The sequence below is a fragment of the Nocardia bovistercoris genome (genome assembly GCF_015674855.1).
Classification (GTDB): Bacteria; Actinomycetota; Actinomycetes; order Mycobacteriales; family Mycobacteriaceae; genus Nocardia; species Nocardia bovistercoris.
In genome coordinates this window covers 51,074-73,732 of record NZ_JADMLG010000025.1, presented here as the reverse complement: position 1 = coordinate 73,732, position 22,659 = coordinate 51,074, and the positions used below count along the sequence as shown (strand labels likewise).

Annotated in this window: 22 protein-coding genes; 7 read left to right on the top strand and 15 right to left on the bottom strand. The window is 67.6% G+C overall.

From position 1 onward, the window contains the following. The 8 genes from IT779_RS35170 to IT779_RS35135 all read right to left on the bottom strand — a co-directional run bounded on the left by IT779_RS35170 (position 1) and on the right by IT779_RS35135 (position 7,686). The gene (locus IT779_RS35170) at positions 1-1,245 is read right to left on the bottom strand and encodes an MCE family protein (protein WP_196153812.1); all 1,245 of its coding nucleotides are present in this window, start codon (positions 1,243-1,245) and stop codon (positions 1-3) included. Beyond that, positions 1,242-2,309: an MCE family protein gene (locus tag IT779_RS35165; RefSeq protein ID WP_196153811.1), complete on the bottom strand. Its 1,068-nt coding sequence runs from the start codon at positions 2,307-2,309 to the stop codon at positions 1,242-1,244. The genes IT779_RS35170 and IT779_RS35165 overlap by 4 nt, the downstream gene beginning before the upstream one ends. Continuing rightward, positions 2,302-3,330, bottom strand: coding sequence for an MCE family protein (locus IT779_RS35160; protein ID WP_196153810.1), 1,029 nt, complete (start codon positions 3,328-3,330; stop codon positions 2,302-2,304). The genes IT779_RS35165 and IT779_RS35160 overlap by 8 nt, the downstream gene beginning before the upstream one ends. Continuing rightward, positions 3,327-4,547 (bottom strand): MCE family protein, encoded by a 1,221-nt coding sequence (locus tag IT779_RS35155; RefSeq protein WP_196153809.1) that lies wholly within the window; start codon positions 4,545-4,547, stop codon positions 3,327-3,329. The genes IT779_RS35160 and IT779_RS35155 overlap by 4 nt, the downstream gene beginning before the upstream one ends. A 6-nt stretch (positions 4,548-4,553) precedes the next feature. Then, positions 4,554-5,405 (bottom strand): MlaE family ABC transporter permease, encoded by an 852-nt coding sequence (locus tag IT779_RS35150; RefSeq protein WP_196153808.1) that lies wholly within the window; start codon positions 5,403-5,405, stop codon positions 4,554-4,556. 3 nt (positions 5,406-5,408) lie between these two features. Beyond that, on the bottom strand, positions 5,409-6,173 hold the full coding sequence (locus IT779_RS35145) for an MlaE family ABC transporter permease (RefSeq protein WP_196153807.1): 765 nt from the start codon (positions 6,171-6,173) through the stop codon (positions 5,409-5,411). 299 nt (positions 6,174-6,472) lie between these two features. Next, positions 6,473-7,378, bottom strand: coding sequence for a 3-oxoacyl-ACP reductase (locus IT779_RS35140; RefSeq protein WP_196153806.1), 906 nt, complete (start codon positions 7,376-7,378; stop codon positions 6,473-6,475). A gap of 119 nt (positions 7,379-7,497) precedes the next feature. Further along, positions 7,498-7,686: a ferredoxin gene (locus IT779_RS35135; protein WP_196153805.1), complete on the bottom strand. Its 189-nt coding sequence runs from the start codon at positions 7,684-7,686 to the stop codon at positions 7,498-7,500. 153 nt (positions 7,687-7,839) lie between these two features. Between IT779_RS35135 and IT779_RS35130 the strand changes: the two genes are divergently transcribed. Continuing rightward, a complete protein-coding gene (locus IT779_RS35130) occupies positions 7,840-9,033 on the top strand; it encodes an acyl-CoA dehydrogenase family protein (protein ID WP_196153804.1) in 1,194 nt (397 codons plus the stop codon). Between the two features lie 22 nt (positions 9,034-9,055). Then, the gene (locus tag IT779_RS35125) at positions 9,056-10,162 is read left to right on the top strand and encodes an acyl-CoA dehydrogenase family protein (protein WP_196153803.1); all 1,107 of its coding nucleotides are present in this window, start codon (positions 9,056-9,058) and stop codon (positions 10,160-10,162) included. 24 nt (positions 10,163-10,186) lie between these two features. On the opposite strand, the gene IT779_RS35120 is transcribed toward IT779_RS35125, so the two are convergent. Beyond that, entirely contained in the window at positions 10,187-10,540 is a 354-nt protein-coding gene (locus tag IT779_RS35120) for a hypothetical protein (protein WP_196153802.1), read from the bottom strand. Next, positions 10,527-11,003 carry a hypothetical protein gene (locus tag IT779_RS35115; RefSeq protein ID WP_196153801.1) on the bottom strand — a complete coding sequence of 159 codons (477 nt, stop codon included), beginning with the start codon at positions 11,001-11,003 and terminating at the stop codon, positions 10,527-10,529. Before IT779_RS35115 ends, IT779_RS35120 begins: the two co-directional genes overlap by 14 nt. 129 nt (positions 11,004-11,132) lie before the next feature. Here IT779_RS35115 and IT779_RS35110 point away from each other — a divergent pair, with 129 nt between their 5' ends. Beyond that, entirely contained in the window at positions 11,133-12,317 is a 1,185-nt protein-coding gene (locus tag IT779_RS35110) for an FAD-dependent monooxygenase (RefSeq protein ID WP_196153800.1), read from the top strand. A 297-nt stretch (positions 12,318-12,614) separates the two neighbouring features. Here the strand turns inward: IT779_RS35110 and IT779_RS35105 are convergent, their stop codons facing one another. After that, positions 12,615-13,700 (bottom strand): substrate-binding domain-containing protein, encoded by a 1,086-nt coding sequence (locus IT779_RS35105; RefSeq protein WP_196153799.1) that lies wholly within the window; start codon positions 13,698-13,700, stop codon positions 12,615-12,617. Between the two features lie 63 nt (positions 13,701-13,763). Between IT779_RS35105 and IT779_RS38360 the strand changes: the two genes are divergently transcribed. After that, the gene (locus IT779_RS38360) at positions 13,764-14,207 is read left to right on the top strand and encodes a MarR family winged helix-turn-helix transcriptional regulator (protein WP_196153798.1); all 444 of its coding nucleotides are present in this window, start codon (positions 13,764-13,766) and stop codon (positions 14,205-14,207) included. On the opposite strand, the gene IT779_RS35095 is transcribed toward IT779_RS38360, so the two are convergent. Both IT779_RS35095 and IT779_RS35090 read right to left on the bottom strand, forming a co-directional pair. Further along, positions 14,204-15,028: an acyl-CoA thioesterase domain-containing protein gene (locus IT779_RS35095; protein ID WP_196153797.1), complete on the bottom strand. Its 825-nt coding sequence runs from the start codon at positions 15,026-15,028 to the stop codon at positions 14,204-14,206. The two genes, IT779_RS38360 and IT779_RS35095, sit on opposite strands and share 4 nt — an antisense overlap. 117 nt (positions 15,029-15,145) lie before the next feature. Then, complete coding sequence (locus IT779_RS35090; RefSeq protein ID WP_196153822.1) at positions 15,146-16,795, bottom strand: acyl-CoA synthetase; 1,650 nt, start codon at positions 16,793-16,795, stop codon at positions 15,146-15,148. A gap of 59 nt (positions 16,796-16,854) precedes the next feature. On the opposite strand from IT779_RS35090, the gene IT779_RS35085 reads away from it, so the two are divergent. Together IT779_RS35085 and IT779_RS35080 are read left to right on the top strand one after the other, a co-directional pair. Further along, complete coding sequence (locus IT779_RS35085; protein WP_196153796.1) at positions 16,855-17,637, top strand: crotonase/enoyl-CoA hydratase family protein; 783 nt, start codon at positions 16,855-16,857, stop codon at positions 17,635-17,637. Positions 17,638-17,748: 111 nt separating this feature from the next. Then, positions 17,749-18,891, top strand: coding sequence for a sigma-70 family RNA polymerase sigma factor (locus tag IT779_RS35080; RefSeq protein WP_196153795.1), 1,143 nt, complete (start codon positions 17,749-17,751; stop codon positions 18,889-18,891). Between the two features lie 27 nt (positions 18,892-18,918). Here IT779_RS35080 and IT779_RS35075 read toward each other — a convergent pair whose 3' ends face one another. After that, on the bottom strand, positions 18,919-20,475 hold the full coding sequence (locus IT779_RS35075) for an acyl-CoA synthetase (RefSeq protein WP_196153794.1): 1,557 nt from the start codon (positions 20,473-20,475) through the stop codon (positions 18,919-18,921). Between the two features lie 25 nt (positions 20,476-20,500). After that, complete coding sequence (locus IT779_RS35070) at positions 20,501-21,535, bottom strand: LLM class F420-dependent oxidoreductase (RefSeq protein WP_196153793.1); 1,035 nt, start codon at positions 21,533-21,535, stop codon at positions 20,501-20,503. A 114-nt stretch (positions 21,536-21,649) separates the two neighbouring features. Here IT779_RS35070 and IT779_RS35065 point away from each other — a divergent pair, with 114 nt between their 5' ends. Next, positions 21,650-22,645 carry a Zn-ribbon domain-containing OB-fold protein gene (locus IT779_RS35065; protein WP_198429280.1) on the top strand — a complete coding sequence of 332 codons (996 nt, stop codon included), beginning with the start codon at positions 21,650-21,652 and terminating at the stop codon, positions 22,643-22,645. The last annotated feature ends 14 nt before the right edge of the window (positions 22,646-22,659 follow it).

Here is a 22,659-nt window from a genome sequence, read left to right as displayed (position 1 = left end):
TCATCGCCGCCCTCCCGGAATGGCCAGTTCGGTGAACCCGTTCGGCACCGTGACCTCGGTTTCGACCCGGCCCTCCAGACTCGGATCGCTGTAGACGATCTGATTCGGGAACGCTTGGACACCGGTCGCCGGATTCAACATGATCGGCGCGTAGTTCATCGCCACCGAACTGATGATCGGCGCGAGGTATTGCGCGCACAGGTCGGCGCTGCGATCGGAGTTGTCGTATTCCAGGGCGCGGATCGAGCCGCACAGGAAGCTCAGCGGGTCGGCGGTGTTGTTCAACGCGACCGCGCCCGCCAGCGTGCCCTGCGCGGGTTTGTAGATCTGGTAGAAGTTCACCAGCGCGGTCGGCCCCGAATGCAGGACCCGCTCGAGTTCGGGCCGTTTGTCGTTCAACTGCTTGGTCACCGCGGCGAGCCGTCCAACGCCTTCGGTGAGTTCGTCGCCGCCGCCGTCGAGGAAGCGTTTCAGGTCGGCGAGCGCGATATCGAGGTTGTCGAGTCCGGCGCCGAGGTCGGTGGCGGTGTCGCCGAGCACTTCCGACACCGAGGCGAGTCTGCTGCCGAACTGCACGATCTGCTCGTTGCTCGAGGAGAGCACCTCCACGAACTTCTGGAGGTTGCGGACCGTGGCGAACAGGTCGGTGCGCCCGTCGGACAGAGTGGTCAGGGTCGCGGACAGGTCCCGCAGGGTGTCGCGGAACCGCTGCCCGTTGCCGTCGAGATTGGCGGCGGCGGTGTCGACGACACGGCCGAACGAGCCCTGCTGGTCGTCGCCGACCGGCCCGAGCGCGGTCGCCAGTTTCGACAGTTCGGCTTTGATGTCGTCCCATTCCACCGGGACGGCGGTGTGTCCGATGGGAATGGTCGCTCCGTCGGCCAGTTTCGGCCCGCCGGTGTAGGCGGGGGCAAGCTGGATGAAGCGGGCCGAGACCAGCGATGGCGAGATGATGACCGCGCGCGCGTCCTCCGGGATGTCGACGCCGCGGTCCAGCGTCACCTCGACCCTGACCTGCTCCCGGCCCGGCTCGACGGAATCGATCCGGCCCACCTTCACCCCGAGCACCCGCACGTCGTCGCCGGTGTACAGGCCGTTGGTGGAGGGGAAGAAGATGGTGACGTTCGTCTTGCCCAACCGGCTGAGCCCGGAGTACACGCCGAAAGCGACCAGTGCGGCGACGAGCACGCCGACGAGGATCACCACCCGGCGCGGGGTGCGGCCGACTCTGCTCGAAATACTCATCGCGGCGGTTCCTGTTCGGCGGGCCCGATCGACGGCGGCTCAGGGTGGGTGAAGATATTGCGCAGGTCGTTGGGCAGCTGTTCGGGCCAGACCAACGCGTCGACCAGCGGGCGCAGTTCGGTGCTCGTCGCGTTGACGACGTAGGCGTTGAACCAGGGACCGTTGCCGACCTGCTCGCCAAGCGCCGCCGCGTACGGCCCGACCCGCACCAGCGCCTCGTCCAGGTTCTGCTTGTTCGCCTGCAACAGCGCGAGCACCGAATTCAACCGGTCGAGGGTGGGTTTCAACTGCGCCTCGTTGTCGGCGACCAGCCCGGACAGTTGCAGGGAGACCTGGTTGACATAGACGATCAGCTGCCCGATCGCACCGCGGCGGCGGTCGAGTTCGCCGAGCAGGTTGTTGCCGTCGATCAGCAGCGTGTTGATGCGGTCACCGCGGTCGGAGAGGATCTTGGTGACGTCGCGCGCGCGGGTCAGCAGTTGGGTCAGCGCCTCGTCGCGCGCGTTGATGCTGCGCGAGAGCGCGCTCACGCCGTCGAGGGCCGAACGCAGCGGCGCGGGGGTGTCGGCGAAACTCGCGGACAGCGCGTCCAGGGTCTGATCGAGGCGCTGCGTGTCCAGGTCCCGCACGGTGTTCGTGAGATCGCCGAGCGCTTCCTGCAGCGAGTACGGGGAGGTGGTGCGATCCAGCGGGATCGTGTCGTCTACCCGAAGCGCGCCGGACCCCGAGGGGGTCACCTCGAGCGATTTGCGGCCGAGTACGGTGTTGGTCTTGATGGCCGCGGTGGTCTTGGCGCCCAACACGATCGACTCGTCCAGGGTGAAGCTGACCAGCACCTTCGCCCCGTCCAGCGCCACGTCGTCGACCCGCCCGCTGCGGACCCCGGCGACCTGCACCGGGTCGCCTGGCACGAGTCCGCCCGCGTCGGCGAAGTAGGCGGTGAAACTCGCGCCGCCGCGGATGAACGGTAGTCGGTCGAATTGCAGGGCCGACAGCGCGACGGCGACCGCGAGCACCAGCCCGACCACGCCGATCGTCACCACCCGTGACTGCTGCTCAGCCATTCCTGGCGCACCTCCCGGTCGCCTGCTTACCGGGCATCTTGATCTCCAGCGTCTGGCCGTCGGGTCCGTCGACGAGGAAGTTCGTCCCGCAGACGTAGAGCTGGAGGAACGATCCGTACGCGCCGATGCGGATGAGCTGCTTGTAGGTGTCGGGCAGTCGCTCGAGCACCCACTGCACGGTGTCGGAGCCGTTGTCGAGGTTGGTGGCGAGCCTGCCGGTCTGCTCGATGGTGTCGCGCAGATCGGGGCGGGCGGTAGCGAGCAGGTTCGTCAGGTCCCCGGTGGCGCCCGCGATCCTCGGCAGCGCGTCCCCGATCGGGTCGCGGTTCGCCGACAGGTCGCTGACCAGTCGCTGCAATTCGTCGAGTGTGGTGGCGAACTGGTCGCCGCGATCATCGATGATCTTCAGCACCGCGTTGAGGTTGTCGATGACGCTACCGATCAGCCGATCGCGGTCGGCGAGGGTCTGGGCGAAGGATCCGCCGCTGTTGAGCAACTCGACCAGGGTGCCGCCCTGTCCCTGGAAGATCTTCAGCAGCGCCGAGGTCAGATTGTTGACCTGAGCCGGATTCAGCCCGCGCAGCAGCGGTTTGAACCCGCCGAGCAGCATGTCGAGGTCGAGTGCGGGCGAGGTCCGGTCGGTGCCGATGGTGGCGCCAGGCCGCAGGATATTGATCGAGCCGGGTCCCTCGAGCAGTTCGAGATACCGGTCGCCGACCAGGTTCTCGTAGCGGATCGTCGCCCTGGTACTGGCCAGCAGCGTGTATTTGCGGTCGACGGCGAATTCGACGTGCGCGAGGTGATCCTTGCCGACCTTCACCGATTTCACCGAACCCACCGGAACGCCTGCGATGCGCACCTTGGCGCCGGGCAGCATGCCGGAGGAACTGGTGAACACCGCGTGATAGCCGTGCTCCCTGGCGAATCGGACCTGGCTGAACACAATGGCCAGGCCCGCGAAGACCAGCGACATCACCAGTGTGAAGACGGCGAGTTTCACCGTGGTCGCGGTGTTCTTCACGGCGCCCCCGTTCCCGGCAGCCCGGCGAACAGCACCTGGAACACCCGCGGCGGATCGTTGAGCGTGGTCGGTCTCGTACTCGGCACGTACGGCGCCCCCTGACTGGTGTCGGTGACGAGATAGTCCGCGTGGCTGCCGGGCGCCCGGTCCACCACGCCGTCACAGTGCGGGCCGCCGGTGGCGTTCACCTTCGGCAGGTCGTCGGGGTAGGTGTAGGGCGGCGAACCGGCCATGAAGTTGGTGTTCATGCCGATGCCGGGCAGCACGCCGCCGAAGATCCGCTCGGCCAACGGCATAAGACCGCCGACGCCGTCGATCACGCAGCCCAGCGCCGGACCGTAGGCGGCGAGCAGCGCCGTGGTCGGGCGCAGCAGTGCGAGCGAGGCGGTCAGGTCGGTCTCGTTCTGCCGCAGCACCGCGCCCGCCGTGTCGCCGAGCCCGATCACGTTGGCCAGCACGGTGTCCAGTCCCGCTCGCTCGTCCACGAGAGTCCGACCCACGAACGTGGCATTGTCGGCGGTGCGCAGCAGGTCGTCGGCGGACTCGGAATAGATATCGGTGACCGCCGTGGTCGATGCCAGATCCGCGCGCAGCGTCGGCAGATACGGATTGATCTCGCGCAGGTACCGGTCGCTGTCGGAAAGCAGTTCGCCCGTTCGCTGTCCGCGTCCGTCGAGCGCCTCGCCGAGCGCGGCCATGGTCGCGTTCAATTTCTGCGGCTCGACCTGGGCCAGCACATCCGAAAGCCGCTGGAACAGCGTATTGAATTCGACGGTGACCCGCGTGGCCGAAACGATCGACCCCGGTTTCAGCGGGGTCGGCGACGGATTATCGGGAATGACGAAGTTCACGTATTTGGCCCCGAACACAGTGGTCGACCGGATATCCACGCCGACATTCGACGGCACCAGACGCAACTTGTCAGGAGCTATCTCGAGACGGAGCAACGCGCCGTCGCCGCCGGTGTCCACCGCGACCACCCGACCGATCTCGGCCCCGCGCACCTTCACCTTCGCGTCGGTGTCCAGCACGAGCCCACTGCGCGGGGCCTGCACCAACACGGTCGCGGTCGGGGTGAATCCGCCGACGAACATCACCAATGCGATCGCGACGAGCGCGACCACGACGAGGACCAGCGCCAGACCCGCCGCTTTCACACCGAGCCCGTCGCGCAACGCGTTCACAACGCTTTCTTCAGAATGCTTCGAATCCGCCATATCGCTTTACCCGGAGAGATGGAAGTTGCCCGAGGTTCCGTAGATGGCCAGCGAGATCAACAGCGTCACCGTCACGACCGCGACCAGTGAGGCCCGCACCGCGTTACCGACCGCGATACCCACGCCAACCGGACCGCCGGCGGCGTTGTAGCCGTAATACGTGTGGATCATCATCACCGCGAGAGCCATGAAGATCGCCTGCGCGAATGACCAGAGAATATCGCTCGGAATCAGGAACGTGGAGAAGTAATGGTCGTAAACGCCCGATGACTGGCCGTAAATGACCACCGTCGCGAAGCGGGCGGCCAGGAACGAGGCGATCACCGCGAGCGCGTAGAGCGGGATGATCGCGATCATGCCCGCGAGCACCCTGGTGCCAACCAGATACGGCACCGGTCGGATGGCCATGGATTCGAGGGCGTCGATCTCCTCGGCCACCCGCATGGCGCCCAACTGGGCGGTGGATCCGGCGCCGATGGTCGCGGCGAGTCCGATGCCGGAGATCACCGGCGCGGCGATACGCACGTTGATGAAGGCCGAGAAGAAGCCGGTGAGCGCCTCGATGCCGATATTGCCGAGTGAGCTGTAGCCCTGGACCGCGATGGTGCCGCCGGTGAACAGGGTCAGGAAGCCGACGATGACGACGGTGCCGCCGATCACGGCGAGCGCGCCGGTGCCCATGCTGATCTCGGCGACGAGCCGGATGGTCTCGGTCCGGTAGTGCACGACTGCGCGCGGTATCGACGCGATGGTCCGCCCGTAGAAGACCGCGTGTCTGCCGAGGGAGTCGAGGGAGTTCGAGGCCCGGCGCACACGGCGCGCGGTCCGAGGGAACCGGGACTGGATCACGAAGGCCATGGGTCACCGCACCGTGAACTTGATGCCGACCGCGGTCACGACCACATTGACCACGAACAGCGCCATGAAGGAGAAGACGACGGTCTGGTTGACCGCGTCGCCGACGCTCTTCGGCCCGCCCCTGACGTTCAGTCCGAGATAGCAGGCGACGAGTCCGGCTATCAGACCGAACAATCCGGCCTTGACCTCGGAGATGACCAGCTCCGGCAGGTGTGTCAGCAGCGTGATGCCGTTGACGAAGGCGCCGGGGTTGACGTCCTGGAGCAGCACCGAGAACAGGAAGCCGCCGAGGATGCCGATGGTGCAGACCAGGCCGTTGAGCATGAGCGCGACGAACATCGAGGCCAGCACGCGTGGCACGACCAGGCGCTGCACCGGGTCGATGCCCAGTACCCGCATGGCGTCGATCTCCTCGCGGATGGTGCGCGCGCCGAGGTCGGCGCAGATGGCGGTGGCGCCCGCACCGGCCACGATGAGCACGGTGACGATGGGGCCGACCTGGGTGACCGCGCCGAATGCCGCGCCCGCTCCGCTGAGGTCGGCGGCGCCGATCTCGCGCAGCAGGATATTCAGCGTGAAGCTCACCAGCACGGTGAACGGGATGGCGACCAGCAGGGTCGGCACGAGCGATACCCGCGCGATGAACCAGGACTGGTCGATGAATTCGCGGGCTTGGAAGGGGCGGCGGATGCTCGCGCGGGCGACGGCGGCGGTGAGTTCGAAGAATCCGCCCACTGCCCGCAGTGGCACGGCAAGGACCTCGTTCATTCGCGATCCTCCTAGCTCAAACGTGCTCGTGTTATCCACGACACGCCCCCCTTGCGAGCGGCGTAGCCGGAACGATTAGAACATGTTCATTTCACTTGCGAGGCGCTTTTCCCCACTTCGGGGCATGAATTTCGAGTAACTTGCTCATTTATTTGGAACACGTACCAGAAGTGTGGCCGCCCCTCGAGATGTGAGGCGGCGCACATCAGACTCCCATGTTCTACCAAGCGGGAGAGCATGGATCAAGAACTGGGCAACTGATCAGTAGCGAACCGATGGCACCCGCCATCGGTTCGCCGTCAGCCGAGATCGCGCAGCGAGAACGCCGAGAAGGTCCGATCGGCGGGCCGATCGGCGAAATAACCGCCGAGCGTGTCGGCGAGACCGTCCAGACTCCACTGGTCACCGGTGGCGTCGAAGCGCTGTTCCACCACCGGCGCCGCCATCAGCGCCACCATCGGGCCGTAGACGACGAAGAACTGGCCGGAGACCTTGTCCGCCGCGGGCGAGGCCAGATAGGTGACAAGCCGCGCGACGTGATCCGGCGACATCGGATCGACGGCGTCCTCGGGCGCCGCGGTGAAGACCGCCTCGGTCATGGCGGTCCGCGCGCGGGGCGCGATCGCGTTGGCGCGCACGCCGATCCGGGACAACCCGCGCGAGGCGGACAGGGTCAGCGCGGTGATACCGGCCTTGGCGGCGCCGTAGTTGGCCTGTCCGGGCGGGCCGAGCAGTGCGGCCTCGGAGGCGGTGTTGATCAGACTGCCGTAGACGGGCGCGTCGGCTTCCTTCGACTTGGCGCGCCAGTAGGCGGCGGCATTGCGGGTCAGCAGGAAATGCCCGCGCAGATGTACCGCGAGCACCGCGTCGAAATCCTCGTCGGTCATGTTGAACAGCATCTTGTCGCGGGTGATGCCCGCGTTGTTGACGACGATGTCGACACTGCCGAACGCCGAACTCGCCGTGGCGATCAAGGCATCGGCGGTGGCCCGCTCCGCGATGCTGCCGCCGACGAATTCGGCCTTCGCGCCCAGGCCCCTGATCTCGGCCATGGTTTCGGCGACGGCGTCGTTCTCGGTCAGATCGTTCACGACCACCGACGCGCCCGCGGCCGCGAGCGCGAGCGCCTCGGCCTTGCCGAGCCCCGAACCCGCGCCGGTGACGATCGCCACAAGACCGCTGAGATCCACTCCGGGGGCGCTCACGACACGGCCTCGCTGTTCACGGCGGCGCCGTACGCGCCGCCCATCCTGTTGCCGAATGGCGGTGATAGCTCGTTCACGGCCCGACTTTAGAACGTGTTCCTATATTGAGCAAGCACAGCTCACTCCAGTTTGAGCGCCGCCTTCGGGCACTGGGCGACCGCGTCCTCGACTTCGGCGCGCAGATTCTCCGGCACCTCGGACGTCAGAATGTGCAGCTGGTCGTCGTCATCGAGTTCGAACACGTCGGGCGCGAATCCGACGCAGATTCCATTCGCTTCGCACTGATCGAGATCGACCGTGACCTTCATGAGAACTCCTTACCGACACGTCTGTTCCGAGTCTACGAGCCGGTCGGATCGCGTGCGCGGCCACCCGCCGAATCGGTGGTCAATACTGGAACATGTTTCAGTCAATATGCAATCATCGGATCAACAGATCCGACGACAGCTGGAGACCTCCCCATGCGCATCGCGTACACGCCGCAGCAGGAAGCGCTCCGCGCGGAGCTGCGCGAATACTTCACGCGGCTGATCACGCCGGAGCGCAGGGCGGCGTTGAGCGCCACCACCGGAGAGTACGGACACGGCAACGTCTACCGCGAGGTCGTGCGGGACATGGGCCGCGACGGCTGGCTCACCCTGGCCTGGCCGAAAGAGTTCGGCGGCCAGGACCGGTCGACCATGGACCAGCTCATCTTCACCGACGAAGCCGCCATCGCGGGCGCGCCGGTGCCGTTCCTGACCATCAACTCGGTCGCGCCGACACTCATGCACTACGGCAGCGCCGAGCAGAAACGGTTCTTCCTGCCCAAGATCGCGGCGGGCGAACTGCACTTCTCCATCGGCTACTCCGAACCCGGCGCGGGCACCGACCTCGCGGCGCTGCGCACCAGCGCGGTACGCGACGGCGACGACTACGTGATCAACGGCCAGAAGATGTGGACCAGCCTCATCCCCTACGCCGACTACGTGTGGCTCGCCGTGCGCACCGACCCCACCGTGAAGAAGCACAAGGGCATCTCCATGCTCATCGTGCCGACCACCGCCGAAGGGTTCTCCTGGACGCCGGTACACACCATGGCCGGACCGGACACCAGTGCCACCTACTACCAGGACGTGCGCGTACCGGTGAGCGCACTGGTCGGTCAGGAGAACGGGGGGTGGGCGTTGGTGACCAACCAGCTCAACCACGAACGGGTCGCGCTCACCTCCGCCGGGCCGCTCGGCGTCGCGCTCGCCCAGACCCTCGACTGGGCGCGCACCACCCGGTCCGCCGACGGCTCGCGTGTCGTCGACAAGGAATGGGTGCGGCTCAACCTCGCCAGGGTGCACGCCAAGGTGGAATACCTGAAACTGCTCAACTGGGAGATCGCCAGCCGGGCCGACGCGGGCGGTGACGCCGCCCCGCGCCCGTGGGACGCCTCGACCTGCAAGGTCTACGGCACCGAACTCGCCACCGAGGCGTACCGGCTGCTCATGGAGGTGCTCGGCCCGCAGGCCTACCTGCGCCAGCACTCCCCCGGCGCGCAACTGCGCGGGCGACTCGAGCGCATGCACCGCGCCGCCCTCATCCTCACCTTCGGCGGCGGAACCAACGAGGTGCAGCGCGACATCATCGCCATGACCGCGCTGCGCCAGCCCGCCGCGGCCCGCTGACTTCGAAAGCTGGTTCATCACCATGGATTTCACACCGACCGAGGCGCAGAACGATCTGGGCCGCCTGACCGCCGAGGTCACAGGGAAACTCGTCACCGCCGACCGGCTGCGCGAACTCGACGTCGCGGGTCGATTCGACGACGCGCTCTGGAAAGCGTTGGCCGACACCGGAGTACTGGCCGCCGCGCTGCCCGAGACCGTGGGCGGCGGCGGGTTCGGGATCCTCGAGCAGAGCGCCGTCCTGCGTGAACTCGGCAAGTCGGTGGCCGCCGTGCCGTATCTGTGGTCGATCGTCGTCGGCGCGGGCGCGTTGGCGACCTTCGGCGACGCCGCGCAGCGTGAGCCGGCCGAACAGGCGGGCAGCGGTGCGGTGATCCTGACCGCCGCGCTGTCGGAGGAACGCAACTGGGAACTCGGCGCGCCCGCCACCGTCGCGCGGGAGACCGATGCGGGCTGGCGGCTGACCGGGACGAAGATCACCGTCCCGTACGCCGACCGCGCCGCCCGAATCCTGGTGTCCGCAAACGTATCCGGCGCGCCCGCCCTCTTCCTGGTCGACGCCTCCGACCCGTCCGTGCGTCGGACCGCCGAGCAGGTCGTCGACCTCGGCCCCGAGTTCGAACTCGAATTCACCGACACCCCGGCCGATTTGATCGCTTCCGTGGACCGAGGCGCCGAAATCCTCGACTGGATCCTGACCCGCGCCTGGACCGGTCTCGCCGCCCAACAGCTCGGCACTCTGGAGAAGGCACTCGACCTCGTCGCCGAATACGCCCGCGAACGCGAACAATTCGGCAAACCCATCGGCTCGTTCCAAGCCGTGGCCCAACGCCTCGCCGACGCCTACATCGACGTCCAAGGCCTGCGCCTGGCCGTAACCCAAGCCGCCTGGCGCCTGGCCGAACGCCTCCCCGCCGCCGAAGCCGTCCACACCGCCAAATTCTGGGCCGCCGACGCGGGCCACCGAGTCGCCCACACCCTCGTCCACATCCACGGCGGCGTAGGCATAGACCGCGACCACATAGCCCACAACTACTTCACCGCCGCCAAACACAACGAATTCGCCCTCGGCCCCGCCCCCGACCACCTCCAAGCCCTCGGCGCCCTCCTCGCCGACCCAACCCCCTGACCCCCGCCGGGCACCCCGATCGCGTCACCGCCGCCGATCGGTCCGGCGCGGATGCCCGGTGCCCGCGAGAGTGATGTAGAGGGTGCGATTCTCGTCATCGATCGCGTACCAGATCCGACCGCCGCCGGTGATCTCGTACTGCCACTGCTCCAGCTCGACGCCACCCAGTTTGATCGACTTCAAGTCGAACTTGAGCCGGTGCTGCCGAGAGGGATTCCCCATGTCCCTCGGATCGCCGGTGATGTCCACCCAGGCCCGATCCAGATTGTTCGGCACCTGGGCAAGCAGATCCGACCACCCGCGCGCGGCGTCCAGGTTGTGCACGAGCACCCGCCATGGTCGAGGTCGCGGGATGTCGTCGCCTCTACGCAGTCTCATCGTCACCGTCGAGGGGACGGGAGACCTCGGTGAAATCGTGCTCTTCGAACGGGCCTGCCAGGCGGTGGGCGAGTTCGGGGCGAGCGTGGATTTCGGCGGTGTGCTGCCAGGCGATCAGGTCGCGGGCGAAGGGGGTGAACAGGCCGGTGGCGGCGCCCGCGATGAGCTGATCGAGCAGTTCGGCGACCGCCTCGACGCGACCTTCCTCAGGGAGCCAGGTCAGCCACGGTAGTTCCTGCGCGAAAACATCTTCGGCCAGGCCGCGATTCGATTTCGCGATGATCGCGACGGTGCGCGCGAGCAACCGGACCGCCGCGTCCTTGGCCTCGAAGCGCTCCGCCCTCGACAGCACCAAGTTCTCGGCATCCCGGCGTTCCAGGACGACGTCTGCGTCGGCGAGCGCGGGAAATACCGCAGTCTGTTTGCGGATCAGATCACTGAACGGGAAGGCGCGCGCGGTCATAACACGAGTCTAGCCCAACTTCTGAAGTAGTTCAGTTAACTCTGGTCGGGGGTAGCGCGGGAGGGTGGGGGCGGGGTTACGGTGGTGGTGGCGAGCGTTTGCAAACAGCCGTTGATCGAGGGAGGCGTCATGCCAACCATCCAGCCGCTGCCGGAATCCACGAACGTCCTCATCGTCGGCGCGGGACCCGCCGGGCTCACCGCGGCGATCACCCTCGCGGCGGCGGGCGTCGACTTCGTACTGCTCGATCGACTCGCCGAAGGGGCGAACACCTCGCGGGCCGCCGTCGTGCACGCGCGCACCCTGGAAGTGCTGGACGAGCTCGGCGCGACGGCCGACCTAGTGGCGCGCGGGCTCACTGTGCCACGGGTCACCGTGCACGACCGCGCGAGCACCATCGCCACCGTCGATTTCGACGGCCTTCCGACGCGCTATCCCTTCACCCTCATAACGCCACAGGACGTGACCGAAACCGTACTGCTCGAGCACCTGCGCGCGGCGGGCGGCGACGTGCACCGCCCGTATCGGGTCACCGAACTCGCGGGCACCGCCGATCGCGTGACGGTCGCCTATCTGGACGCCTCGGATACGCCCGGCACCCTCCGCGCCGACTACGTCATCGGCGCCGACGGCATGCACAGCCTGGTGCGCGAGCAAGCGGGCATCGCGTACATCGGCGGCGACTACCCCGAATCGTTCATCCTGGCCGATGTGCGCATGACCTGGCCCGTCGCCAGGAGAGAGGTCGCGCTGTACCTGTCACCGCAGGGCGTGAGCGTCGTGATCCCGCTCCCCGACGGGAACCGTTCGAACCGATACCGCGTCATCGCCACCGTGGACGAGGCCGCCCCCGAACCGACCGCCCGCGACATCCAGACCGTCCTGGACGCCCGAGGGCCCGGCGGCCCGGTGCAGATCACCGAAGTGCTGTGGAGTTCCCGTTTCCGCGTGCACCACCGGCTCGCCGAGCACTACCGCGCGGGCCGCGTCCTGCTGGTCGGCGACGCCGCCCACGTGCACAGTCCGGCGGGCGGCCAGGGCATGAACACCGGCATCCAGGACGCCGCCGCGCTCGGCCCGCTGCTTGCTCGGGTCCTCGCGGGCGAACCCGAGGAACTGCTCGACACCTACGAAGCGGCACGGCGTCCGATCGCCAGGGATGTCGTCGCCCTCACCGATCGCATCACCCGCGTGGCCACGCTGCGTTCCCGACCCGCGCGCACCGCGCGCAATACCGCGCTCTCGGCCCTGACCCGCATCCCCAGAATCCGGCACCTGATGGCGTACCGCCTGGCCGAATTGGACGCCCGCTGAGTTTCCGTTCGGAATCGACCCGCCCGGACGGGGACGGGTCGACTCCTCACGGGCGGAACGGGTCGCTCTGTCCCGTTCTCCACCCCACCCGAGGGCGCACTCGATCTCCGGCACGGTCGGTGCGCCGCGGGTTGTTCGGCGGCCCAGCGCCACCGCGGTCGGATATTTTCAACTGAACCTATTTCGTACGGTGACGATACAAATGCAGGGATGTATCGCGGGCGAAACCACAACGTGAACTTCGTATTACGCCGCCACGGCGACCCATGTCGCCTGCGGAAAAGCCCAGGACACCGACTACTGGGTGAGTTCGGCGAGCACGCTGAACTCGAGGAAGTCGGTGTCGGCGAGATAGACCGGCTGCGTGGTGTGCGCCCCTCGCACCCGCACATCGCCGCGCGGCCCACGATATCCGACGCGACCGGCGTGGCGTTCGATCGCGCGCGGGTCGAGACTGCGCGCCGCCTCGGCCAGTGCGGCGAACAACAGCATGCCCTCGTAACAGGATTCGCCGATATTGTTCAGCGCGGGCGCGAAGGTGCCGTACCTGCGCACGTACCTGCTGCCGAAATCCATCCCCTCCGGGGTGACAACGCTCTCGAAATAGCCACTGGCCGTGTACAAACCGCGCGTGCTGTCGGGCCCACCCGCGTAGAGCACATCCTCGCCGATCATCATGCTCAACCGGATACGGTGCTCATCGAGCCCGGCGTCGGCGAAGGCGGCGTTGAAGGCCGCGCCGTCGGCGCCGACCAGCAATTGCAGCACCCCCTGCGCCGTCGAGTTCCTGATCAGGTCGAGCAGCGGCCCGAACTGCCTGCCGCCCAACGGAACATAGGCTTCGCCGACGATGTCGATATCGGTATTCGCGACGTATTCCCGCGTGGCCTTGGCGGTTTCGCGCGGCCAGACATAGTCGTTACCGACCACGCACCACCGCCGCAACCCGAATTCCGAACGCAGCCAACGCAATGCCGGGAACAACTGCTGACTCGGCGTCTCCCCCACCATGTAGACGCCTTCGCTGTCCTCACCGCCCTCGTAGAAGGTGGTGTACACATACGGCACCCGACCCGCGGTGTGCGGAGTGATCACCTTGCGCGCGTTGGACAGATGCCAACCGACCACCCCGTCCACGCGTCCGTGCCGCACCATCCGCTCGATTCGCGCCGACAGCACCGGCAGCGGTGCGCCCGCGTCGACCGTGTGCAGGCGCACCGGGCGATCCAGAATGCCGCCCATGGCATTGATTTCCTCGGCGGCCAGCGTGGCGCAAGCCTCCGAGGACGGCCCGAACATGCCCGCCGGACCGCTGAGCGGTATCACCAGCGCGATGTCGACCGTTGCCGTTGCCCCCGCACCACGGAAATCCCTGTCAACCATGGAATTCACCCCTGCGCGTTTCCGCGTGGATATGACGTGTTCGGCGTTGGATATAGTGCCGAGGTGGACGATAGCACCGCCCCGGCCGCCTCGGCGGATTTGGCCGAGTTGGCTCGACTCATACGCCTGGCCTCGCAGGAACTGGATCGGGTGATCGCGGCCAGGCTCGGCGGCAGTTCCATCGCGCGCTGGCATGTACTCGGCGCGGTCGCCGCGGCCGACGGCCGCTCCATGTCGCAGCTGAGCGAGGCGACCTTGCTGGCGGGCGCGAGCCTGACCAGGCTCATCGACGCGATGATCGCCGACAACCTGGTACACCGTCGGGTCGATGACACCGATCGCCGCCGCGTCCTGGTGTTCCCCACCGCGCGCGGGCTGGACGCGCATCGCGAGATGACCGCGGCCATCGCGGACAGCGGCCTCGACGATCTCGCGGGCGAACCTGTCATCCGCTCATTGGAACGGATGATCGGCGGTATTCGCGAGACCGGGCGCGCCAACGCCTAGCCTCGTCGCAATTCGGCGAAGTCCTCCTCCACGAAATCGACCGTGCGCTCGGCGTTCGCGAGCGCGGTCACCATCGCGGTGCCGAAGGCCCCTTCGCGGTCGAAGAGGGTGGCGCTGCCCACCGAGATGCCGTGTTCGCTGAAATGGCTGTCGCCTTCGACGCCGATGGCGGTGCCGCGCACCGGGCGGGTCAGCGCGATGGTGAGGTCGGCGTTGATGAAGCCGACGCCCGCGGTGCTCCAGTTGGTCATCAGACTCGCCGCTTCGGCGATGGTCGCCACGGCCGCGAACGGTGTGAGCGGTTCGCCGAGCACCGTCGGCAGCGGTGTCTGCCAGCAGCGTTTGCGGCTGGCGTTCTGGTGTTCGCTAAGGTCGCCGGTCCAGCCGTCGGGATGGTCGTCGCTGCCCCACAGCGGCCGTCCCGGCGGGTCGGACAGTTCCTCCGGCGGTGGCGCGGGCAGTTCGGCGCGCGTCCACAGTTCCCCCGGCGGCTGTTGGGAGCGTCGCAGGAAGACCGCGGTGGCGCGGGCCTTCACCTCGCCGTCCTGGACGAGTTCGGCGTCGGCGACCCGGATCCGGTTGCCCGAGCGCACTTCGACGGTGCGCACCTCGGAGGTGCGGCGCTGGACCGGGCGGAACAGGTCGACGGTCAGCCGCACCGGGGTGAACTCCGGCGCCCCGAATTCGAGTTCGAGCGTGCGGGCGAGCAGACCGCAGACCGCGGGCCCGTTGACCATGTCCGGCGACCACGCGCTCGCCGAGTAGGCGAGCGGTTCGAATCCCACCGGGGTCCGCTCGAAGAATGCCATCGGTGCTGTCATGTCCACTCCCCTCCGGCGCGTCGCCGGGGCTGCGGAAGGGCCGACGCGGCGAAGCGCGACGGCCCTGTCGGTCGAGAAGATTATTACTTGCCCACAGTATCTATGTCCCCCGTGGATCTATGTCCCCGTGGCTTCGACGTGCTCGTCCGGAGCCCTGAGCTCGGTCTGCTCCTTCGCCCACCGGTAATCGGGTTTACCCGCGGGCGAACGCTTGATCTCCGGCACGAACCACAGGCTGCGCGGCAGCTTGTACGCCGAGATCTCCGCGGTCAGCACCGGCCGCAATTCGGCCAGCGTCGGCCGCTCGGCGCCCGCGCACTGCACCACCGCGACCACCCGCTGCCCCCACCGTTCGTCGGGCACTCCGACCACGAGGGCGTCGAAGATCCGAGGATGCGCCTTGAGCGCGCCCTCTACCTCCTCCGGGTAGATCTTCTCGCCGCCGCTGTTGATGCTGACCGACCCGCGCCCGAGCATGGTGACCGCGCCGTCCGCCTCGACCCGCGCGTAGTCGCCGGGAATCGAGTACCGCACGCCGTTGACGACCTTGAACGTGGCCGCGGTCTTCACCTCGTCGTTGTAGTACCCGAGCGGTATATGCCCCTTGCGCGCCAACATCCCCACCCGCCCGGATCCCGGCTCGACCGGCTTGCCGTCCTCGTCGAGCACCTCGGTGGCGGCGTCGATCTTGACCCGCGGACCGCCGGTATGGGTGGCCCCCTTGGTGATTACCGCCAGCCCGCCGAACCCGGTTTCCGACGACCCGATCGAATCGGTGATCAAGGTATTGGGCAGCAGGTCGATGAACTGGTCCTTGAGCACCGGGGAGAACAACGCGGCGGTGCTCGCCATCGCCCACAGGTTCGGATGCTGGTACGGCACACCGGTTTCCGGATCTCCGGTCCGCAGCGCGTCGAGCAGCGGGCGCGCCATGGCGTCGCCGGTGATGAAGATCAGGTTGACCGCGTGCCGGTCGATCGCGCGCCATACCGTGTGACCGTCGAATTCGGGCAGCATGACGGTCTTTCCGCCGTCGAAAAGACCGTGGAAGATCGCCGACTGCGAACCGCCGTGGATGAGCGGCGGAATCGGATAGCGCACCATCTGCGGATTGCCCGCGCCCGTCTCGGCCTGCTGCCATTCGTCCTCGACGGCCTCGCCGGTGACGAAGTTGATGCCGCCGCCGAGCACCCGCCACCAGTCCTCCTGCCGCCACATCACGCCTTTGGGCATGCCGGTGGTGCCGCCGGTGTAGAGCATGAAGATGTCGTCGACCGAGCGCGGGCCGAAATCGCGCTCCCCCGAGGAGATCTCGAGCGCCGTGTCGTAATCGATGGAATCGGCTGCGGTGGGGATCCGCCCGGCCGTATCGTCATCGATGACGACGACCGTATTCAGTTTCGGGGTACGCCCCCGCACGGCGCCGACCCGGTCGGTGTAGCGGCGTTCGTGGACGAGCGCGACCATGTCCGAGTTGTCGAATATGTACTGCAACTCGTTCTCGACATAGCGGAAGTTCACGTTGACCAATACGGCTCGCGCCTTGAACACCGCGACCATGGTTTCGACGGCCTCGATGGTGTTCCTGGAGTACAGGCCGACCTTGTCCCCCGGCTTGATTCCCTGTTCTTGCAGGTAATGCGCCAGTTTGTTGGCTCGCTCCTCCAACTGGGCGAAGGTCACCTCGCGGGCGTCGTCCACCAGAGCGACGCGGTCGGGCATGAGGTCGATCGTGTGTTCGACGAAGTCCGCTATGTTGTAGGTCACAAAGTTAAAAATAGAACGTGTTACTGTTTCTGACAAGGATCAAACGGAGGAGAATCCCCATGCCGCACTGCCTCGTCGAGAAGCGCGACCACGTTCTCATCGTCACCATGAACCGGCCCGAGGCCCGCAACGCGCTCTCCAACGAGATGCTGGCGATCATGCGCGACGCCTGGGACCAGGTCGACGGCGATCCGGACATCCGGGTCGCCATCCTCACCGGCGCGGGCGGCGCGTTCTGCGCGGGCGCCGACCTCAAGGCCATGACCACCGCCCACCCCGGCGACTCGTTCGCGGGCGGCGGCTGGGATCTGTCGCGCATCGACTCCCTGCTCAAGGGCAGGCGACTCACCAAGCCGCTGATCGCGGCGGTCGAGGGCGCGGCCATCGCGGGCGGCACCGAGATCCTGCAGGCCACCGACATCAGGATCGCGGGCCAGAGCGCGAAATTCGGTGTCTCCGAAGCACGGTGGGGGCTGTATCCGCTCGGCGGCTCGGCGGTGCGGCTGGTCCGCCAGATCCCGTACACCATCGCCGCCGACATCCTGCTGACCGGACGCCACATCACCGCCGCGGAAGCCAAGGAGATCGGCCTGGTCGGCCATGTCGTCCCCGACGGCACCGCGCTCGACAAGGCGTTGGAGACCGCGGCCACGATCGCCGCCAACGGTCCGGTCGCGGTGCGCGCCATCCTGCGCGCCATCCGCGAGACCGAGGGTATGCACGAGAACGACGCCTTCAAACTCGACGGCGAGATCGGCGGCGAGGTGTTCAAATCCGCCGACGCCAAAGAGGGTCCGAGGGCCTTCGCCGAGAAGCGCCCGGCGAAGTTCACCGGCGCCTGAGCCCGCGCGGCGGCGCTGAACTCGCCGCCGATCTTGATTACGCAGGTCGAGCGGGTGTTCGCGGACGATTCCCGCTGCGATCTGTCGGTGCCCTGTGGCAGGGTGAGCACCATGACCGACACGTCCGGCCCGGCCGCCGCCGCCCCTGGCGCGACCAACACCGCCCCCGGCGCGACCAACACTGCCCTCGGCACGGCCGACACCCCCGGCGTCGGCGCGCTCGGCACCGGGAGCGCGCGGGCCGCCGCCACCTCAGCGGCGGGCCTCGGCTCCGCGAACGCGCTCGGCGAGGATGTCCTCGCCTCCTTCGAGGCGCACCGCAGGGAACTGTGCGCCTACGCCTACCGCATGCTCGGCTCCTCCTTCGAGGCCGAGGACGCGGTACAGGAGACCTTCACCCGCGCCTGGAAGTCCTACGACTCCTTCGAGGGCAGGGCAAGCCTGCGGTCCTGGCTCTACAAGATCACCACCAACGTCTGCCTCGACATGCTCGACGGCCCGCAGCGCCGCGCCCGCCCGATGGATCTCAACGGCCCGTCGCGGCCCGATTCCACACTGCCCGCGCCGCAGCCGGACTACGTCTGGATCGAGCCGATCCCGAACGCGCTCGCCTTCGGCGCCGACCCGGCCGATCACGCCTCGACCAAGGACACGCTGCGGCTCGCCTTCGTCGCGGCGTGTCAGCATCTGCCCGCCACCCAACGCGCCATCCTCATCATGCGCGAGGTGCTGAGATTCTCGGCCAACGAGACCGCCGAGGCCCTCACCATGACGACGGCCTCGGTGAACAGCGCACTGCAACGCGCGCGGGCGACGATGTCCAAGGTGCAGCCCGCCGCCGGAGACGACTACGACGAATCCGATGTGAACCAACGCAAACTCGTCGACGATTTCGTCACCGCCTTCGAGGCATACGACATGGACGCGCTCACCGCGCTGCTGAAAGCCGATGTGGCACTGTCCATGCCGCCCTTCGAACTCTGGATCTCGGGTCCGGAGAACGTCGCGGCCTTCATGCTCGGCACCGGAAGCGCATGCGCCGGTTCCAAACTCGTCCGTCTCGCGGGCGCGAACGGCCACATCGCCTTCGGCCAGTACAAGCCCACCGAGCAGCCAGGCCTCTACACCCCGTGGGCGGTCACGGTGCTGGAACTCGAGGGCGAGACGATCGCGGGGCTGAACTTCTTCCTCGACACCGCCCGCCTGTTCCCGCTCTTCGACCTGCCGCCCGAGCTGCGCGAACCGGTCGACTGAGCGCGCGTGCCCGCCCGGGCGCCGGGTTCACGTGGCGGGCACGTACCGGTCGCGCAGCTTGCGTTTGTAGAGCTTGCCGTTCGGGTCGCGCGGCAGTTCGGGCAGGTAGTCCACCGACTTCGGGATCTTGTACTTGGCCAGTCGCGAACTCGCGAAGTCCAACAGTTCCGCGGTGAGTTCGGCGCAGGCATCGACGCCGTCGGCGAGCTGTATGACGGCCTGCACCTGCTGTCCCCAATCCGCGTGCGGGATACCGAAAACGGCCACGTCCGCGACCTTAGGATGGGTGATCAGCACGTTCTCCACCTCGGCCGGGTAGATGTTCACGCCGCCGGACAGGATCAGATCCGAACGCCGGTCGTGCAGGTAGAGATAGCCGTCGGCGTCGAGGTGGCCGATATCGCCGACGGTGAACAGATCACCGACCCTCGATTCCTCGGTCTTCTCCTTGGCCCGGTGGTATTCGAAACTGGAGACGCCCATCTTCATGTAGACCAGCCCCGCCTCCCCGGCAGGCAGTTCGGCGCCGTCCTGCTCGCCGAGGATCTTGATGACCGACCACGGCCACGGCTTGCCGACCGAACCGGGTTTGCGCAGCCAATCCGCGCCGTCGATGACGGTGCCGCCGCCTTCGGTGGCCGCGTAGTACTCGGTGACGGTCGGCCCCCACCATTCGAGCATCCGCCGCTTGGTCTCCGGCGGGCACGGCGCCGCGCCGTGCACCATGCTGCGCAGCGAGGACACGTCGTATCGCACGCGCACCTCGGCGGGCAGGGCGAGCAGCCGGTGGAACTGGGTCGGCACCATGTGACTGTGGGTGACGCGGTGGGTGTCGATGAGCCGCAGCATGTCCTCGGCGTCCCAGCGGTCCATGAGAACGAGCTTGTGTCCCAACTGGATCGAGATGGTCGCGAAGTTCAGCACGGCCGTGTGGTAGAGCGGCGACCCGCAGATGTGCACGTTGTCGTCGTAGGGCGCGAGGCCGAAGAGCCCGAAGAAGACGGTGGCGTACAGCGGCACGTCGTCCGGGTCGGCGCCGGTCAGCGGGCGGCGCACCCCCTTGGGCTTGCCGGTGGTGCCCGAGGTGTAGAGCATGGGCGCGCCGGTGCTGCGGTGTTCGGGGCGTCCGTCCCGATCCGAGCCGAGGCTGTCGAGGGGGGTGAACCCGTCGATCGCGCCGACCGAGAATCGCGCGGCGGCGGGCAGCCCGGCCGCGTCGGCGGCGGCGACGGCGGCCGCGGCGAACCGCTCACCGGCGATGAACGCCCTGGCCTCGCTGTCGCGGAGGATGTAGGCGACTTCGGGGCCGGTGAGGTGCCAGTTCACGGCCACGATGTAGTAGCCGGCCTGGTAGGCCGCGAAATAGGCGGCGATCGCCTCGACGCCGTTGTGCACCATCGTGACCAGCACGTCGCCCGTTTCCAGGCCGAGCGCGGCGAGTCCGTTGGCATAGCGGTCGGCGAGGCGGGCCAGTTCTCGATAGGTCACCTCCCGGCCGGACGGATCGACCACGGCGACCCGTTCCGGTTCGGCGTCGGCGATGTTCCACAGTCCGAGAATTGCCACTGGCTCCGGTGCCGTCACCCTTTCAAATTTAGAACGCGTTCCACTACTGGACAAGGGGTGCGAGCCGAGCCAATTGCTCGGTATCGGAAACGCCGACCAGCAGCATGGTCACCCCGGCCGCCTCCCACACCTTCAACTGCTCCCGCACGTGCGCCTCGTCGCCGATGATCGCGGTGTCGAGGATCATCTGATCGGGCACGATCGCCGCCGCCTCGGCCTTCTTCCCGGCCTGGAACAGCCTGCCGATCTCGTCCACCTCGCGCTCGTAGCCCATGCGGCGATACACCTGGGCGTGGAAATTCAGTTCCGGTGCGCCCATTCCCCCGATGTAGAGGGCCACCACCCAGCGCATCCGCTCCACCTCGGCGGCCGGGTCGTCGGTGATCACCACCTGAGTGGACGCGGCGATCTCGAAATCGGCACGCGAACGCCGCGCACCCGCGCGCGCGAAGCCCTCGTCGAGCCACTCGTTGTACATGTCCGCCAGTCGCGGCGTGTAGTAGATGGCCAGCCAGCCGTCGGCGATCTCAGCGGCCAGCGCGACGTTCTTCGGTCCTTCCGCACCCAGCCAGATCGGCAGATCCGCACGTAGCGGGTGCACGATCGGCTTGAGCGGCTTGCCGAGGCCGAGCGCGCCCGCGCCGGTGTACGGCAGCGGGTAGTGCGGACCGGCGCTGGTCACCGGCGCCCGCCTGGCGAGCACCTGCCGGATGATGTCGACGTATTCGCGGGTGCGCGCCAGCGGTTTGGCGAAGGGCTGCCCGTACCAGCCCTCGACCACCTGCGGGCCGGAGACGCCGAGGCCGAGGATGACGCGCCCGCCGCTGAGGTGGTCGAGGGTCAGCGCGTGCATGGCGGCGGCGGTCGGGGTGCGCGCGGACAGCTGCACCACCGAGGTACCGAGCCGGATCCGTTCGGTGCGCGACCCCCACCAGGCCAGCGGCCCGAAGGCGTCCGATCCCCACGACTCGGCGGCGAACACCGCGTCGAATCCCGCCGCCTCGGCCGCGACGATGATCTCGCCCGCGTGCTCCGGCGGCTGCGCCATCCAATATCCGAGCTGCAATCCGAACTTCACGATTTCACCCTTCCGATCGAGTGCTTGCCACCAGAATAAGAACCTGTTCTACTCGATATCGTGACTCAGGGGAATACCGCATCCGGCGTAATCACGGATGAGAAAGGGTCGGAATTGAATACCAGCGGGCCGAATACGAGCGTCGCGGACACCGACACCGCACCCGATGTGCTGAGCGCGCCCCTGCGGGTGCGATTCGACTACACCCGATCGGTCGGACCGACCATCGGCAGATTCCTGACCGAGTTGCGCGCCCGCAAGGTGGTCGGGGTGCGCGGATCCGACGGCCGCGTGCTCGTGCCGCCGCCGGAATACGACCCGGTCACCGCCGAACCACTCACCGATTTCGTCGACGTCTCCGATGTCGGCACCGTCGAGTCCTGGACCTGGGTGCGCGAACCGCTGCCGGGCCAGCCCTTCGACCGCCCCTTCGCCTACGCCCTCATCCGCCTCGACGGCGCGGACTCCGCCTTGTTGCACGCGGTCGACGTGGCCGAACCCGCCGAGATCAGCACCGGCCTGCGGGTGCGGGCGCGCTGGGCCGACGCCACGTCGGGCAGCATCACCGACATCGTCTGCTTCGAACCCGGCGACACCTCCACCGCGGTCCCGGTCGAGACCGCGGGCGAGCCGGTCACCGTGATCGTCACCCCGGTCGACCTCGCCTACGCGCACACCGCCTCCCCGCAGGAAACCGTCTACCTGCGCGGACTCGCCGAGGGCAAACTCATCGGCGCGCGCACCGACGCGAACGGCAAGGTGTACTTTCCGCCGCGCGGCGCCAACCCGACCAACGGCCTGCCGACCGACGACTACATCGAACTGTCCGATCGCGGCACCGTCACCACCTTCTGCATCGTGAACGTGCCCTTCCTCGGTCAGCGCATCAAGCCGCCGTACGTCGCGGCCTACGTACTGCTCGACGGCGCCGACATCCCGGTGCTGCACCTCGTGCTCGGCTGCGACGCGAGCGAGGTGCGCATGGGCATGCGGGTGCGGGCGGTGTGGAAACCGCGCGAGGAGTGGGGCTTCGGTCTGGAGAACGTGGACCATTTCGAGCCTTCCGGTGAGCCCGACGCCGAGTACGACACCTACAAGCACCACCTCTGAGAGGCGCTGTCCCC

Bases quoted from the DNA above. Each gene is read 5' to 3' on its own strand.
- IT779_RS35170 (WP_196153812.1), bottom strand. From the start codon at position 1,245: ATGAGTATTTCGAGCAGAGTCGGCCGCACCCCGCGCCGGGTGGTGATC.
- IT779_RS35165 (WP_196153811.1), bottom strand. From the start codon at position 2,309: ATGGCTGAGCAGCAGTCACGGGTGGTGACGATCGGCGTGGTCGGGCTG.
- IT779_RS35155 (WP_196153809.1), bottom strand. From the start codon at position 4,547: ATGGCGGATTCGAAGCATTCTGAAGAAAGCGTTGTGAACGCGTTGCGC.
- IT779_RS35150 (WP_196153808.1), bottom strand. From the start codon at position 5,405: ATGGCCTTCGTGATCCAGTCCCGGTTCCCTCGGACCGCGCGCCGTGTG.
- IT779_RS35145 (WP_196153807.1), bottom strand. From the start codon at position 6,173: ATGAACGAGGTCCTTGCCGTGCCACTGCGGGCAGTGGGCGGATTCTTC.
- IT779_RS35135 (WP_196153805.1), bottom strand. From the start codon at position 7,686: ATGAAGGTCACGGTCGATCTCGATCAGTGCGAAGCGAATGGAATCTGC.
- IT779_RS35130 (WP_196153804.1), top strand. From the start codon at position 7,840: ATGCGCATCGCGTACACGCCGCAGCAGGAAGCGCTCCGCGCGGAGCTG.
- IT779_RS35125 (WP_196153803.1), top strand. From the start codon at position 9,056: ATGGATTTCACACCGACCGAGGCGCAGAACGATCTGGGCCGCCTGACC.
- IT779_RS35120 (WP_196153802.1), bottom strand. From the start codon at position 10,540: ATGAGACTGCGTAGAGGCGACGACATCCCGCGACCTCGACCATGGCGG.
- IT779_RS35115 (WP_196153801.1), bottom strand. From the start codon at position 11,003: ATGACCGCGCGCGCCTTCCCGTTCAGTGATCTGATCCGCAAACAGACT.
- IT779_RS35110 (WP_196153800.1), top strand. From the start codon at position 11,133: ATGCCAACCATCCAGCCGCTGCCGGAATCCACGAACGTCCTCATCGTC.
- IT779_RS35105 (WP_196153799.1), bottom strand. From the start codon at position 13,700: ATGGTTGACAGGGATTTCCGTGGTGCGGGGGCAACGGCAACGGTCGAC.
- IT779_RS35095 (WP_196153797.1), bottom strand. From the start codon at position 15,028: ATGACAGCACCGATGGCATTCTTCGAGCGGACCCCGGTGGGATTCGAA.
- IT779_RS35085 (WP_196153796.1), top strand. From the start codon at position 16,855: ATGCCGCACTGCCTCGTCGAGAAGCGCGACCACGTTCTCATCGTCACC.
- IT779_RS35080 (WP_196153795.1), top strand. From the start codon at position 17,749: ATGACCGACACGTCCGGCCCGGCCGCCGCCGCCCCTGGCGCGACCAAC.